The sequence below is a fragment of the Methanobrevibacter sp. genome (genome assembly GCF_017447225.1).
GTDB lineage: Archaea > Methanobacteriota > Methanobacteria > Methanobacteriales > Methanobacteriaceae > Methanocatella.
In genome coordinates this window covers 1-18,338 of the sequence record NZ_JAFSNZ010000109.1, presented here as the reverse complement: position 1 = coordinate 18,338, position 18,338 = coordinate 1, and the positions used below count along the sequence as shown (strand labels likewise).

Annotated in this window: 4 protein-coding genes and 1 pseudogene; all 5 read left to right on the top strand. The window is 37.9% G+C overall.

What is annotated here, in order from left to right:
- The first annotated feature begins 23 nt into the window (after window positions 1–23).
- The gene (locus IJQ68_RS10150; RefSeq protein WP_292800104.1) at window positions 24–4,979 is read left to right on the top strand and encodes an Ig-like domain repeat protein; all 4,956 of its coding nucleotides are present in this window, start codon (window positions 24–26) and stop codon (window positions 4,977–4,979) included.
- A 104-nt stretch (window positions 4,980–5,083) separates the two neighbouring features.
- Window positions 5,084–5,632 carry a DUF2284 domain-containing protein gene (locus IJQ68_RS10145; RefSeq protein ID WP_292800101.1) on the top strand — a complete coding sequence of 183 codons (549 nt, stop codon included), beginning with the start codon at window positions 5,084–5,086 and terminating at the stop codon, window positions 5,630–5,632.
- 95 nt (window positions 5,633–5,727) lie between these two features.
- The gene (locus IJQ68_RS10140) at window positions 5,728–10,002 is read left to right on the top strand and encodes an Ig-like domain repeat protein (protein WP_292800098.1); all 4,275 of its coding nucleotides are present in this window, start codon (window positions 5,728–5,730) and stop codon (window positions 10,000–10,002) included.
- Between the two features lie 234 nt (window positions 10,003–10,236).
- A complete protein-coding gene (locus tag IJQ68_RS10135; protein ID WP_292800095.1) occupies window positions 10,237–17,223 on the top strand; it encodes an Ig-like domain repeat protein in 6,987 nt (2,328 codons plus the stop codon).
- A 226-nt stretch (window positions 17,224–17,449) separates the two neighbouring features.
- Window positions 17,450–18,338 (top strand): annotated as a pseudogene (locus tag IJQ68_RS10130) (hypothetical protein); the annotation flags it as partial.

The following is an 18,338-nucleotide window of genomic DNA, read 5'->3' as shown; positions in this document are numbered from 1 at the left end:
GTGAGAAGTCATTTACTGTTAATTTGAAGGATTTAACTGATTTTGAGTTTGTTGTTGGTGAGACTTATAGTATTGTTTTCCGTCCTACTACTTCTGCGTTTAGGGATGCTGGTGTTAGTTTGGATGATTGTGTCTTTAATGCGGTTAATGTAACTGTTAAAGAAGCTGCTCCTGTAATCATTAACACTAGTTTAAGTGTTGATCCTACTTCATTTGATTTAACTGTCGGTGAAAATGCTACTATTGTCGCTACTGTAACTCCTAGCGAATCTGGTAGTGCTACATTTAAATCAAGCAATGAATCCGTTGCAACTGTTGACGCTGACGGTAAGGTAACTGCTGTAGGTGAAGGTAGTGCTGTTATTACTGTTACTGCCGGTGACGGCGTAAACTACACAGTTAACACAACAACTGTTGCTGTAACCGTTACTGCTGCTCCAGGCAAGAATGCTACTTCAATCAAAGGTAATGATAAAGACGGAAAAACTATGGATGTCGGCAAAACCACTTACTGGAACGTATTCTTAGACCCTTCAGAAGCTGGTGAGTTAACATTCACTATTGCTGATCCATCAATCATTAAGATTGAAAACGGTCAAATTACCAGTTTGAAAGCAGGTAACACTACTGTCAATGCTTCATTTGCCGGTAATGATGAATACGAAGCTGTATCCTTAATCATTCCTGTAACTGTTAACATGGCAGATACTACAATCTATGTAAGCCCTGCTTCAAAAACTATTGAAATCAATGATACATATGATATTGTTGCTAATGTAATACCTTCAGAAGCTGGTCTTCCTACTTTCTCATCAAGCAACGAGTCTGTTGCCACTGTTGATGCTAACGGTAAAGTTACCGGTATCAGCGAAGGTACTGCAATCATTACAGTCACTGCAGGTGACGGCATTAACTATGCTAACAAATCCGCTGAAGTGACTATCTATGTTGAAGAGCCTTGGGTAAATCCATATTATTATGTATCAACTCCTGGCGCTGTAAACATGACCTATGTAATTGGTAAAGACGGAATTATCACTGTCACTGCTGATTATAAATTGGCATTTGATGACATCCTTGATGATGAACCAATATATATCTACATTGACGGTACCCAAAACTATCAACGTGAGATGATTGACGGAGTAAAAGCAAATGCTACTTCATTCACATTCAACTTAAAAGATTTATTCAATCTTGAATTGGATGTAGGCACTCATAACATTTCATTCGGTCCGGATATACAAACTTTAACTGCTATACTCTATGGCAGTGACAACTACACATTCAATGTGATTAAAGTGACCGTAACCGATGAACCTGTTGTAATCAACACTACTATTACTGTTGATACTACTGAATTAGAGTTAACTGTAGGCGATGAAGATACAATCAACGCTACATTAAGCCCTTCACAAGCAGGAAATGTTACTTTCACATCCAGTGATGACAGTATTGTAACTGTTGATGCTGACGGTAAGGTAACTGCTGTCGGTGAAGGTAATGCAACAATCACTGTTTCATTTGCTGGTAATGAAGAATACGCTGCTGCTGAAAACGTCACTGTAACTGTAAGCGTGACCAATGCAACCAAACCTTACGATGGAATCATTTACGTATCCAAAGACGGTAAAGACAATAACGATGGTAGTGAAGGAAAACCTGTTGCAACTATCGCAAAAGCAATTGAACTTGCAACTTCTGAAAATAACACTGCTCATAAAATCGTTATCCGTGAAGGAACCTACGAAGAAAGCAACTTAACAATAGCTTCTGATTTAGAAATCGTAGGTGAAAACGCAGTTATCGATGCGGCAAACGATGGCAGAATCTTAGATATTACTGCAGGCAATGTGAAACTTTCAGGCATTACATTCGCTAATGCTAATGTGACCGGATATGGTGGTGCTGTCTCAATTGTAGGTGCTGCTGTAGAAATTGATGAGTGTACATTTGTAAACAACACTGCAACATATGGTGCTGGTGCTATTTTATGGGATGCTGATGACGGTAAATTGTCCAATTCAGTATTTGAAAATAATGCTGGTAGAAACGGTGCTGCTGTTACTATCGGATCTTTAGGCTGGTCTCCTAAAGGAGATAACACTGAAATTACAGGTTGTGTATTCAACAACAACGACAATATTTACAATGCTGCTGGCTGTATCGGTCTTGCAGTTTATGTTGACAATGTTAAAGTAACAGACACTAACTTTACTAACAGTGTTGGTCAGGCAAACTCCAACCATGGTGCTTTATACATCCTCGGTGATGACTGTGAAGTTTCAGGTTGTTTATTCGAAAACAACACTATGGATGGTGCCGGTGCACTTCAGGCTGAAGGTGACAATGTAAATATCCACGATAACATATTCAGAAACAATATGATTTCCGGTGGAGTTGCTTCCAGAGCTGGTGCAATCGAAATCCAAAGTATAAACGCAATCATTGCTGATAACGTATTTGAAAACAATGGTGGAGAAGACTGCCGTGAAGGTGGAGCAATCAACATCATTTATGTTGATTATGACGGTGAAATTACCATTTCCGGAAACGAATTCATCAACAACAGCGCTGCTTACGGTGGTGCAATATATGTCGATGGAGGATACTCCGACACATGGGGTGAATTCACTCTCGTGATTTCAGACAATACATTTGACGGAAACGTTGCCGGTCAAGGTGCAGGTATCTACACTTACAACACCGGTGAAGCAGAAGTTACTATTTCAGAAAACACATTCAAAAACCAGGTTGCTACTGAAGGCGGAGCAATCTACTCCGGAGACTCATACATTGCTTTATCAGCTAACACAATGGAAAACTGTGTTGCTGAAAATGGTAACGATATTTTCATCGAAAATGGTGAGGTAACTACTGAAACCAACTTGGTAATTTCTGAAGATGCTGTTATCCAATTAGGTGAAAATGTAACAGTCACTGCTGTATTGACTGATGATAATAACAACACAATCAGCGGCGGTGTAATCACTTTAACTGCTAACGGCGACAAACTCGATGAATTGGATGTTGTAAACGGTACTGTAAGCTTTGTATTTGCTCCAAGTGAAGCTGGAAACTACACAATTTCAGGTAGTTATGACTTAGCAAGCGACGTAACTGTAGAAACAGCTACAATTGAAGTTGCTGAAACTCCAAAAGAAAACGCTACAATCACTATTGATGCTCCTAGTGTAACTGAAGGTGAAAATGCTACTGTTACTGTAACTTTACCTGCTGATGCTGGTGGTAATGTGACTATTGGTAATGTGACTGTTCCTGTTGTTAACGGTACTGCTAGTGTTAGTGTTTCTGGTTTACCTGCTGGTAATAACACTGTTCCTGTTGTTTATTCCGGTGATGATAAGTACAACCCAATAGAAACTGTTGCTAATGTGACTGTTGATAAGAAGGAAACTCCTAAAGAAAACGCTACAATCATTATTGATGCTCCTGGTGTATCTGAAGGTGAAAATGCTACTGTTACTGTTACTTTACCTGAAGATGCTAGTGGTAATGTGACTATTGGTAATGAGACTGTTCCTGTTGTTAACGGTACTGCTAGTGCTGTTGTTTCTGGTTTACCTGCTGGAAATAATACTGTTCCAGTAACTTACTCTGGTGATGATAAGTATAACCCAATTGAAACTGTTGCTAATGTGACTGTTGATAAGAAGGAAACTCCTAAAGAAAACGCTACTGTAGAAATTGATGCTCCTGCTGTAACTGAAGGTAACAACGCTACAATCACTGTAAGCTTACCTGAAGATGCTACTGGTAATGTGACTGCTACTGTAGGCGATAAAACCTACACTGCACCTGTTGTAAACGGTACTGCTACAATCGCTATTCCTGATCTTGCTGCAGGTAACTACTCCGTTCCGGTAACCTACTCTGGTGACGATAAGTACAACCCTGCAACTAAAGACGTAAAAGTTACAATCGATGAGGACACTTCCGATATCATTTCTGCTCCGGATTTAGTCAAATACTTCCATGGCGCTGAAAGATTCATCGTAAACGTAACAGACTACCAGGGTAATCCGATTGCAAACAAATCCGTTATCATCAACATTAACGGCGTTCCTTATACTAGAACCACTAATGCATCTGGTATTGCAAGCATCGCTATTAATTTAGGTGCTGGAGTCTATAACATTACTTCCACAGTTGATAACAAATCTGTTGAATCCGTAATTACTGTATTGACTACCGTAAACGGTACTGACTTGACCAAAGTATTCAGAAACGAAAGCCAATACTATGTAACCTTACGTGACAGCGAAGGTAACTACCTTGCTGACGGTTCACAGGTTGAATTCAACATCAATGGTGTAATGTACTACCGTTATGTAAGCGGAGATAAAGGTTTAGCAAGATTGAACATCAACTTAAACGCTGGCGAATACATTATTACTGCAACTAACCTTGAAACCGGTGAAATGTCATCAAACAACATCACGGTTCTTCCAAGATTAATTGAAAACAAAGATATAACCAAATACTTCAGAAACGGAACTCAATACACTGTAAAAGTTATTGGAGACGACGGTAACCCAGTAGGTGCTGGTGAAAACGTAACCTTCAACATCAACGGTGTATTCTACAACCGTACAACTGATGAAAACGGTATAGCTAAGTTAAACATTAATTTAAGACCTGGTGATTATATTATTACAGCAATATACAAAGGATTCATGGTATCCAACAATATATCAGTCCTTCCTGTATTGACTGCAAGTGACTTGACAAAAACCTATGGAACTTCCGATCAGTTCGTCGCTAATTTGGTTGACGGACAAGGAAACCCATTATCAGGCAAAAACGTTTCCTTCAACATCAACGGTGTATTCTACAACAGAACCACAGATGCTGACGGTAACGCTAGATTAAACATTAATCTAATGCCTGGTGAATACATAATCACTTCAAGGTATGAATATGCAGAAATATCAAACACAGTAAAAGTAAACGCTTAAGAGGTTTAAAACACCTCTTCTTTTTTTATTTTTTAATTAAATTAATTTAGCTTCTTTTTTTATATTAGAAACATTTATTAACACTTTTTTTAAAATATTTATATATGAAGGGAATTAGTAAGCTCATGGCTGATGTTGATGTCGGTGAGTTTGTTGAAAATTACGTTGACGTTGAAAAGTTTCTCGGGCTCTGCAAAGATTGTGAAAATTACGGCAAAAACTGGAACTGCCCTCCATTTGAATTTGATGTGATGGATGTGTGGAATTCATATGCCAAACTGAAAGTCATTGCATTCAAAATTGAATTCGATGATGAGGAGTTATCCACTGTTTTTTCAGATAAGGAATTGGATTTCGTCTTAAAGAGAGTCGAACGTATGAAAATCAAGTTAATGAATGATATATATGCTCTTGAAGATGAAAATTCTTTAGGCTTATTCCTGGGCCAATGCAACCTGTGCATGAAATGTACACGTGAATTTGGAATGCCATGCAAGATGCCGTTTAAAATGAGATATTCCATTGAATCACTGGGCGGAAATGTGGACCAGTGCATTGAGGATATTTTCGGCTTGAAAATACTTTACGCAAAAGATAACAGGTTGCCTGAATATATGATATTCGTCGGTGGCTTATTATACGATAAGAAATAACCTTTTCAGGTTTCATATAATTTATTAATAATGTTTAACATATTATCCATATGAAATTAAATTGATTTCGCTACATATTGATGTGGAGGTATATAATGGATAAGAATGTTATAGGAATATTATTATTTTTTATTTTACTTATTATTGTGGTCCCTGGTGTCAGTGCTGATGAAATTGACATTAACGGCACTGATATTTACGGATTATCCGACGATGTTGTGTATACTGATACTATCGATGATGCCGATTTGCTTCAGGCCACATCCGATACAGTATATTTCAATGCGTCTGTACAAAAAGATGGGGACGGATCTATCACCAATCCCTACAAATATTTAAGGTCTGACAGATTGAATAGGATATCCACAGCATATTTTGCTGATGGAGTATACAGATTAGACAGTTATAGAGGAATCTACACTGATTTGGAACTGATTGGTCAAAGTGCTGAAAACACCATAATCCGATATGACGGAATGGCATTTTCCATAGGGGTTGATGCCTCACTGTATGCAAGCAACATCACTTTTCTCAAGTCTTCAATCCGTGATTTCGGTGTTTTTGTAGCTGAAGACTGTATCTTCAGGGATTGTGTTGCCGCTTATGTCGACACTTATGGAAACTCTTTCGGCGGTGCGATTTACTGCAAATCCGGAGGAATTTCAAGCATATATTCACCAGGATCATTTCTGACAAACTGCACATTCATAAATAACAACGCCCAGTACGGTGGAGCGGTCTATGTTGAAATAGGTGTGCTGTCAATTTCCAATTCCAGATTCATCAACAACACTGCTTCCGCATTCGGCGGAGCCGTCAGCTGTGAAGACGGAACTACACTGATGGTTTATGATTCCTATTTTGACAGGGACATTTCTTTGGATGATGCAGGAGGAGCAATTTACGGCAAGACTTCTTCAATGATTATTTCAAATTCCGACTTTTTAAACTGCCAGGCAATATTCGGCGGTGCAATATGTAACCTGAACGGTCAGCTTGACGTTTCATCATCAAGATTTAAAAACAACACTGCTTCCTATGATGGGGGAGCAACATATTCAATGTACGGCAGAACAAGCATCCTGAATTCAGATTTCGAATCAAATCTGGCTTTAAACGGTGGTGCAATATTTATAGACAACTGTACCAGCGCATCCATTAATTCAAATACTTTCACTTCCAATGTTGCCGCAACCGGAGCTGTCCTATATTCCAATGCAAATCCTAGACTGACATATAACTCAAACGTATTTTCAAACAACACTGCCCTAATCGACGATGAGTTCCATATTCAGGACAATTATCCTGTAGTCGTTGAAGGAAACGGAAATTATCATTTCATCGGCAATTATTCAGACTGGGAAGGCGAAATCCCGTCTTATTATAATCTCTTTGATGAAGGATTGTCAACACCTGTACGTGATCAGCAAAACGGCGGAAACTGCTGGGGCTTTTCAGCAATTGGTGCTTTGGAATCATGCATCCTGAAAGCATCTAACATGTCACTGGATTTTTCTGAAGAAAACATCAAGAATGTCATTGAACTTTATTCAGCTTTCGGATGGAAAAGGGATACTAATGAAGGAGGATATGATGAAATGGCTTTCGCTTATCTTGTAAGCTGGCTTGGACCGATTTTTGACGAGTATGATGCTTATGATGATTATTCAACATTATCTCCTGTTTTAGACAGTGTCGTTCATGTTCAGGATTTGATTTTCGCTCCAATGAGACATAACTACACTGACAATGACGGAATCAAGAAAACAATTTTAAAATACGGTGCGATTTCCGCAGCATACGGTCATTCATCAGATTACTATAATCCTGTAACCTGCGCTTATTACTATCCTAATGACGGATATGGAAACCACGCAATAACAGTCATCGGATGGGATGACAGCTTTTCAGCTTCCAATTTCCTGATAACTCCTCCGGGTGACGGAGCATGGATTATCAAAAACAGCTGGAACGACACATGGGGTGACAAAGGATGTTTTTACATATCCTATTATGATGCGATTCTTTTTGATTTGGGAAATCCCGAGTCCGCATATACGTTCTTTTTCACAAATCCGATTAATTTCACTAAAAACTACCAGTATGATTATGCAGGCCTGACTGATTATCTGATTACAGGTAGGCCATCAATGTGGTATGCAAATCAGTTCAACTCAACCGGAAGGGATTATATTTCAGCATTTGCAACATACTTTGAGGATGATACGGATTTCACTGCCTATGTTTACGTTAACGATGAGCTTAAGCTTACCCAGACTGGTTCAAGCATTCCTGGTTATCACACAATCAATTTCAATGAATCTGTTCCTGTAAATGTTGGAGACACGTTTAGGGTATCATTGAAAATAACGACTTCCCATTATGCCAATGTTCCGATTTCTGAAAGCGTAATGTCAACAAGAACATATTATAAGCCTGGCGTTTCCTATATAAGTTTCAACGGCAGGACATGGCTTGATTTATACAACTACACCTTCGGATACGGAACGCATTCCTATTCATCACAGGTGGCATGTCTTAAGGTATTCACAACTGCCAGGGAGGATTCAAACACAACAATCACATTAAACGACACTTCTGGTCATGTCGGATCTCAAGTAACTATTAAAGCTCAAGTAAGTGATGATGAGGGTAATTTATTGAATTGCGGTAATGTGACTTTCAGTATAAATAACCAGTCTTATGTCAGGGACGTTGTTGAGGGATTCGCAAATCTGACTTTAACCTTTGACAGTGAAGGAATTTACAATATTTCCGCTGTATATAGTTCTCTCAATTATTACTTGCCTTCAAACGCAACAGCAACTGTCAATATCTCCAAAGCACTTCCTGAAATCTCCTTGAATGTCACTAACATCACATTCAAGGAAAGGTTGGTTGCCTATATCAGTTTGAATGATGATATCTCATCAAATGTCACTTTGAAAATCATTAACATGACATATGATATAACTGAAAGAGGCGAATTCATAATTGACGACATTGTCGATGCTGGACAATATCTTGCGGTTCTCACATTCTACGGAAACGGCAAATACATGAATTCAACTGTCAGCTCATCATTTGCTGTTTCACCGAGAGATGTTGACATGAATGTAAGTGTCATTAATTCAACAGATGGGGTCAATATAACAGTAAGATTTAGCGAACCTGTTGATGATAATGTAACGTTAATTGTAGGAAATGAAACATATCAAATCAAGATAATAAATTCAACCGCTGAATGTAGACTAAACGATTTGGAAAGTGGAACCTATGATGTAAATGTCAGCTTCACATCCAAAAACTATGAAGACAAATCACTAAATACAAGCTTTGAGTTTGAGAAAAAGTATAAAGTGTTCATAGAAAGCCAAGATTTGGAGAAATACTACAAATCAGACAAGAAATTCAACATAACCCTGACTGATTCAAATGATGATGTTTTGGTTAATGAAACGGTGGTATTTGAGATTTCAGGAGTTAACTATACAAGATACACTGATGAAAATGGTATTGCATCACTGGCAATTAACTTAAGTCCAGGAACCTATAATATCACAACATATTACAACGGTTCCATATCCAAAACCAATGCTGTCAGCGTATTGTCAACAATTGAGGGAAAAGACCTTGTTAAATACTTCAGAAACGCTACACAATACGAAGCGACAGTATATGACAGCCAGGGAGAATTGCTTACCAATCAGAATTTCACATTCAATATCAACGGTGTTTTCTACACAAGAACAAGTAATGAAAATGGTGTCGTAAGGCTCAACATTAATTTGAGTCCCGGCGAATACATAATAACTGTTTTAAACAATGTCACCGGTCAGAAATCAAGCAATAACATTACTGTACTGTCAAAACTTGTTGAAAATAATGATTTGACCAAATATTACAGGAACGCTTCACAGTATTCAGTTAAAGTTCTTGACGATGTTGGAAATCCTCTGGCCGGAGTAAATGTAACATTTAACATCAATGGAGTATTCTACCAGAAAACCACAAACAGCGATGGCATCGCCACTTTAAATATCAATTTAAGTCCTGGTGATTATATCATCACAGCAGAATACGAAAATCAGAGAGTATCCAATAATATTAAGGTATTGCCGACACTGATTGGCGAAAATCTAAACATGCATTATCGTGACGGATCAACATTCAATGCCACTGTTTTAGATGATATCGGTAATCCTTTAGGTGGCGTAAATGTAACATTCAACATCAATGGCGTATTTTATGATAGGCAAAGTGATGCTAACGGTGTTTCCAGATTGAACATTAATCTGATGAGCGGCGAATACATCATCACTTCATCCTACAACAATTTAAACATAGCCAATAGGATTACTATAATTTAAAGGGAAACTCTTCCCTTTTTATCTTTTTTTTCGCAACGCATTCTGAAAAGCAACAAATTCTTCTATTTTCATTCAATAACAACATTTTCATTAACTGTTTATAATTTGAATATTTATTTGAACTTATTTTGAAAATACATTATTTTATATAATAATTTTTATAAAACTATACTTATAATATCGAAATTATTTTATTGTCATTCGATTATTATTTTAGGTATAATGGAGGTTAAAATGATAGATAGGAAATGTTCAATGATTTTTATTTTGCTATTATTGTCTTTAATGATATTGCCGGTATCATTTGCAGATGATTTGTCAAATATTAATCAGACAGACACTTTAGCGATAGATGATTCACCAGATTTCATATCTGCTGATGAAAAAGATATTTATGTCGCAAAAAACGGAAGCAATTCCGGTACTGGAAGTGAGGATAATCCTTACGGCAGTCTGGAAAAAGCTTTAGAGGAATCAACAGCCACAGCTAATAATATATTCATTAAAGAGGGTATCTATAATGAATATGCATTAACTATCAAATCAAATGTTAATATTATTGGTTTAGGCGATGTGGTAATTGATGCAGATGGTGCAGGTCCGATTTTCTCGGATAATCTCCCAAATGAAGTTTCAATTAAATTAAAAAATATTACTATTAAGAATGCAAACACTTCAAGTTATGGAGGAGTTTTGCAGATTAGAGGTTACAGTCCTTTGATAGTAGCTAATGTTACCTTTGAGGACATGACATTCATTAACTGTTATTCAAAAATGTCAGGTGCTGTTATATATGACCATGGAGGAAGCCAAGCTCAGCCAAAAAACAATCTAAATATAATTAACTCTAAGTTTATTGGTTGTAGTAGCCCAATGGGTCCTGTAATATATGCAAGAGGAAATACGAATGTTATTAATTCAACTTTCATCGCTAACAAATATTTGGGGACTGGTGCTTCAGGCAGCTGCATAGGATTTTATGGATATTCATCTTCCACTGTTACCAGTTGTATTTTTGAAAACAATTCTGCAGATTCAGTTCGCCATGAAAGCGGAGCAATCTATTCATCTGCTACAGAGTCAGTTAATGGAATAAAAATTAATAATAATGTATTCATAGGAAATTCAAATTATCAAATCACTGTTACTAGCGCAGATTCTGCCGCTAAAATGAATATTGAAAACAATTGGTGGGGAACAAACAATCCTAATGCAACATTATTAAACAGAAATATCAATTTCACTAATTATGTTGTATTGGATTTATCAGCAGACCCTGAAGTGGTTGATCTACTTGAAAATTCAACAATCAAAGCTACTTATTACATAAACGGAACTAAAACCCAAAACAGCTTAATTCCACAGAGAAACATTACATTAACTGCTACCGGAGGTAACCTTGCCGTTAATAAGGATACTTTTGCAGGAGAGTTCACTACTGAGTTTTCATCATATTCAATTGGCCAGTATACAATCACTGCAAATGTTGACGACCAGGAACTGAAGACTGATGTTGTTGTAAGAAACCTTGATGGCAAAACAGCGGTCGTTGCAAAAAATGAAGTGAACTACAAGGATGTTACAATTTCCGTTACTGTAGCACCGTCAAGCGCTACAGGTAATGTGACATTTACCTTAAACGGCAAAGAGGAAGTAATCGAGCTTGAAAATGCAAAAGGAAACATTACTCTTTATAATGTTCCTGTTGGAGAATATGACAACATTATCCTGACATATAACGGTGATGAAAATCATAACTCATCCATTGCAGTAATCTCATTTATGGTATATGAGAAATATCCGTCCGCATTAAACAGTTCTGTAAGCGTTAACGGAAGTGATGTAACAATCAGTGTTGAAGTGGCACCTGAAAGTGCAACAGGTAACGTGACATTCACACTGAACGGCAATGACGAAATAATTGAGTTAAGTGAAGGAAAAGGAAACATCACAATCGAAAACATACCTAACAATGATTATGAAATCACATTGACCTACACCGGTGATGATGACTACCAGACATCAACTGACGTTGCCAAATTCGAGGTCTTAAACAGAATTCCAACAGAATTAACCATTAATCCTGTGGTTGAAGGAGACACCGTTACAATATATGCAAAACTGAACGAAACCCATGCAACAGGTAACGTAACATTCACTTTAAGATACAGAACTCAAATAATCAATATTGAAAACGGACAGGGTAACATTTCAGTTTATAATGTGACAAATGATGTATATAACCTTACTTTCACCTATAACGGTGATGTGGATTACAATCCGTCAAACACAACTGAAACATTCATCGTATCAGTCAGAAAAGACACTGTTTTAACTGCTGATGCAAGCGTCAACAATCAGGCTGTAACTATAGATGCCGACATCAATTACATCACTGCAAGCGGTAACGTAACATTCACCCTTAACGGTGAAGATAAGATAATTGACATTACAAGAAGCAAAGGTTCAATAACTTTAGAAAACGTGTCATTTGGAAACTACTCAATTCTTCTTACATATAACGGAGACATCAACTTCAATCCTTCAAATTATACTCTTGAATTCAGTGTTGTTGAATACGGATACGGTGAAGTAATATATGTTTCAAAAGAAGGTAATGATGAAAATGACGGATCTGAAGGCTCTCCACTGTTGACTGTATCAAAAGCCGTTTACGTAGTTAACAATTTCCCAATTGTCAAAAAGGTCATCATAAAAGACGGAATATACTACGATTCAAACATGACTCTTGAAAGGGGAATTGTAATTGAAGGTCAAAGCAGCGAAAATACCGTAATCGATGCCCAGGGCGGATTCTTATTTGAGATTTATGGCCTTGAAAACAATGTAAGCATATCCAACATCACATTCAAAAACGGTTATAATGCAAACGGCGGAGCAATAAGGGACTACGGATACTCATTGAACGTAACCGACTGTAAATTCATAAACAACACCGGTTCAGACCAGGGTGGAGCAATCTATCATTATTATGGTGAGGCAATCATTAAAAACTGTGAATTCTCAGGTAACAGAGCAATCACCGGTGGGGCAGTTTACATTTCTTCATACACTGATTTGACAGAAATTGACGGCTGCACATTTGAAAACAATGAGGCTTTAAGCGGAATTTATGCCGGAGGAGCAATCTACAATGCAGGAACACTGATAGTAAACAACTCCGAATTCACAGCAAATAAGGCAGTAAGCCGTTCCGAATTGGCATATGATATCAGCGGAGGAGACGGAGGAGCAATCTACAATGCAAATACATTGCTTGTCGACAACTCAAATTTCGTTGAAAACCGTGCATACTACTGGGGTGGAGCTATTAAAACAGGAGGCAACAGCTTAATTGCCAACTCCAATTTCACAGCAAACTCTGCAGGAAGCCGTGGAGGAGCAATCCATAACTCCGGTTCCGGATCATATTCAGAATGGACTTCATATGTAAGCGGATGCAACTTCGATTCAAACATCATCGGAAATTCAGATTATGATGGATTGTCCTTGGAAGGAGGAGCAATCTGTGCTGAAGCTCCAACAGCTATCCGTGATTCAAACTTTACAAATAACTATGCTCCTAATGGCGGAGCACTCTACATGCGCTCAAATGCAAAATATGTTGATAACTGTATCTTCATTGACAACAATGCGGATTATGGAGGTGCGATTCTGGATAACCGTACACAAAGCATAATCTCAAACTCCACATTTATCAGCAACAATGCGACCTTAGGTGGAGCAGTATTGGTATCAGGTTCACGTACATCTTCAGAAAGCGGATTTACAAACCTGACTTCAAATGCATACTTCAATAACACTGCAGTTAACGGTGGTGCAATATACTCCGATGCAGGATATGCATCTCCTCAGGAACTGAACATCAAATACTCCGAGTTTGAAAACAACACTGCAGCTGCCGGAAGCGTAATCTACACCACAAACAGGGCAAACATCGAATACAATGCAATAATCTACGCAATAAAAGAGGACAATGTCATCAATGTGTCCCCTCAATGTGAAGGAATCGTAAGTCTTGAAAACAACTGGTGGGGATTGAACACACCTGACCTTACAAGAATCATCAGAGGAATTACGGCTCCTGAAATCTACGCCGTCATGAATCTGACTGCAAGTCCGACTACAGTCGAAAAAGATGAAAAATCCGACATTACAGCTACATTGAAATGGAATGACAACACAACAGACAAAATTGATTTGATACCTGAAAGGGAAATCGAACTGTCCGCAACTGTCGGAAGCTTAACCAATGAAAGCGGATCCATTTCAACAGAATTCACAACAAAATACTCAAGCGATATAGGAGGAACATATGAAATAATGGCCACTGTCGACAATGAACTGCAGTCCGTAAGCGTAACAGTCATTGGAGATGCTGAAATCAAAAGCATAATATACGTAAACTCATCCAACGGTGACGACAGGTTAGGTGACGGTTCCAAAGAAAATCCGGTCAAAACAATCGCAAGAGCTATTGCCCTTGTTGAGGAAAACGGTACAATCATAATGAATGGGGTATTCAAAGGAAACGGAAATATAAGACTGGGAATCGCATCCTCAATAAACAACATTACCTTTGTCGGTGTAAACAATGCAATAATCGACGGTGAACACAGATATTGGATATTCTCAATCACAGACGGAACATTCACATTTGAAAACCTTACTTTCCAGAACGCATACTATGCGGGATACGGTGCAGCAATAAAGAATCAGGCAGGATACCTCTATGTTAAAAACTGTACATTCAACGACAATATCGCTCAGGGTTCATCAGCTATTGACAATACCGGTTATCTTGTTGTAATAGACTCTGATTTCAACAGAAACATTGCTACAGTTTATGATGGAGGAGCATTGTCTTCAAGCTGGGAAGCATACATTATAAACTCCACATTCACAAATAACCGCGCATACCAAAACGGTGGAGCAATGAAAAACTATGAGGAAGGCTATCTCTACATCGAAGGATGTGACTTCAGGGACAATACTGCAACAGGAAGTTCCAAAGGAAGCTACGGCGGAGCAGTCTATTCATGGGCTTCAGACGCTGAAATATTCCTGTCCAACTTCACAGACAACCAGGCCAACACTAAAGGTGGAGCAATCTATGCAAGTTACGGTAATTCATTCTATGAATGGCATGCTGTTGTAATGATGAATGAATTTGAAGGAAACGAAGCTCCTACAGGTTCCACTTTATTCCTAGAACAGGTTACAGGAATGGCACAATATAATGCATTCTTGGATGGCGGAGTCTACACTTATGGAAGGAACTGTCCTATTGACGATAACTGGTGGGGAGTAAATGATCCTGACTGGTCATCTGTCCTATCCGGCACAATCAAAAAGCCTTCAAGTTATGCTGTTTTAAATGCAAGCGCTGTTCCAAGTGAAATTTCAACAGAGGAGTCCAGTCTGATTACTTATGAATTCTTCTGGAACGGAACTGAAAATCAGGAAAACGTTTCATACATACCATACAGGTCAATAAATATCTCTTCAACCGGTGGAGAGCTCACAAATACTTCAGGCATCCTGACAGATGGCATATTCAGCACAATATTTACATCAAACATTTCAGATATCTATCAAATAACCGCTAATGTTGACAATGAGGTATTGGTGATTAATGTCACAGTCAAAGGAGGAGTCATAATAGTTCCTGATGTTAAATTGGATGGCAATAACGTAACCGTTGATGTTAATGTAAATCCTAGTGATGCAACAGGCAACATCACATTCGAAATCAATGGAAATAATTATACAATCTATTTAATCAACGGATCAGGTAACACTACAGTATGCGGCCTGGCCAACGGCAACTACACTGTAGAACTGAAATACAATGGTGATGAAACATATCCTGCTTCAAACAGAACTGTCGAATTCACTGTAGACTATGTCGTTAAGAACGAAACCAGCGTATCAGTCAATGTAACGACAGGCGATGACAGCGTTAGCATTGAAGTTGAAGTCACTCCAAATGATGCTACGGGCAATGTAACATTTGAGATTAACGGAACCTCATACTCCCTGAATCTGGTTGACGGTAAGGCAAACACGACAATATCCAACCTGACTCCTGGAAATTACAGCATCACTGTAAAATACGGCGGTGATGAGAACTTCAATGAGTCTTCTCAGGAAATCTCATTCACAATTAAAGACGATGGAATCAAGGTCGTCGCACCAGATGTTGTCAAGTATTTCCACGGTCCTGAAAGGTTTGCTGTTAACGTGACAGATAATGAAGGCAATCCTATTGCAAACAAATCAGTTACCATTAACATTAACGGCGTTCCTTATACCAGAACCACTAATGAATCCGGTATTGCAAGCATTGCCGTTAACTTGGGTGTTGGAGTATATGATATAACTTCCACAGTCGACAACACTACAGCCAAATCCACAATAACGGTATTGACAACCGTTAACGGTACGGATGTGACTAAAGTATTCAGAAACGAAAGCCAATACTACGTAACATTGCGTGACAGCGAAGGCAACTATCTTGCTGAAGGTTCACAGGTGGAATTCAACATCAACGGTGTGATGTACTACCGTTACGTAAGCGGAGATAAAGGTTTGGCAAGACTTAACATCAATCTTAACGCTGGCGAATACATTATTACTGCAACCAACCTTGAAACCGGTCAGATGTCATCAAACAACATCACGGTTCTTCCAAGATTAATAGAAAACCATGATGTGACCAAATACTTTAGAAACGCTACTCAATATACTGTAAAAGTTATTGGAGATGACGGTAACCCTGTAGGTGCTGGTGAAAACGTAACATTTAACATCAACGGTGTATTCTACAACCGTACAACTGATGAAAACGGTATAGCTAAGTTAAACATTAATTTAGCTCCTGGTGATTATATAATTACTGCAATATACAAAGGATTCATGGTATCCAACAATATCACAGTCCTTCCTGTATTGACTGCAGAAAATCTGACTAAAACCTATGGAACCTCCGATCAGTTCGTCGCTAATCTGGTTGACGGACAGGGAAACCCATTATCAGGTCAAAACGTTTCATTCAACATCAACGGAGTCTTTTATGACAGAACCACAGATGCTGATGGTAACGCTAAGCTGAACATTAATTTAGCACCTGGAGAATACATAGTCACTTCAAAATACGAATACGCAGTAATATCAAACACAGTAAAAGTAAATGCTTAAATGTGAGGTTATTAATTTAACCTCTTTTCTTTTTTTGTCATATCGCTATTTTTTAAACTGGTTTATACCAGATATTTCATTTTCTAATGATTTAATTTCTAATTGATTTTAAAAATTTTAGAGTAATGTTTTTTATATGAGTTCTAATATAATTATTATAATATAATTTTTATTTTCAATTATATTTTCACGATGTTAATTTTAATTATGATGGGAGGTTAAACTTTTGACTAAAAAATTGATTTTTATTTTAGTTATTCTATTAATATTCATATGTATTCCGTTATCATTCGCTAGTGAAGATAATTCATTGAATGATACTGTTTATACTCAGAGTACAGATGATGACATTTTATCTGCTCAGGAAATCTATTTCAATGCTTCAGCGGAAGTGGACGGTGACGGATCAAAGGAAAATCCTTATAAGACACTGAATATCCAAAGGATAGGTTATGGAAACACACTTTACTTTGCAAATGGTGTATATGAACTTCAAAGAACTACAACTATCAATAAGGCTACTTTTATAGGTCAGGATGCGGATAAAACCGTTATCAACCAGAACGGAAGGGAAATTTACGTTTCAGGTTCTTTAACTTTACAGAATCTGACCTTATCCAAATCATCTATAACAAATAATGCTGCCGTTGTAAGGGCAACCAATGTCATTTTTGATGGCGGTTCCGCAAAGGTCAGTGACAAATATGACGCCAGTTTTGGAGGAGCAATCTCAAACTTTGTAAGCGAGGATTATCACAGCTATGCCGCTACGCCGGAGCTTTACATCGACAACTGTACTTTCATAAACAATAATGCTGTTTACGGAGGTGCAATCTATCTTGAGTATGGAAGCGTCCAGATAAACAATTCCGTTTTCAAAAACAATTATGCCCAGAACTTCGGTGGAGCGTTGTGTCTGGATGTCGGGTCTACGGCAACTGTTGAAAATTCCATATTCGATGGTGATATATCAAAAACTGGAGAAGCAGGTGGGATTTATGTAACAAAATCCAAGTTGACTATGGACAATTGTACTTTCAATAACTGTCTGGGTACTTTAGGTGCAGGTATCTGTGATTTGAACTCAACACTGATTCTGTCTGCAATTAAGGCTT

What these genes read in the sequence shown, in the direction of transcription:
- IJQ68_RS10135 (WP_292800095.1), top strand. Translation starts at nt 10,237, where the DNA reads ATGATAGATAGGAAATGTTCAATGATTTTTATTTTGCTATTATTGTCT.
- IJQ68_RS10140 (WP_292800098.1), top strand. Translation starts at nt 5,728, where the DNA reads ATGGATAAGAATGTTATAGGAATATTATTATTTTTTATTTTACTTATT.
- IJQ68_RS10145 (WP_292800101.1), top strand. Translation starts at nt 5,084, where the DNA reads ATGAAGGGAATTAGTAAGCTCATGGCTGATGTTGATGTCGGTGAGTTT.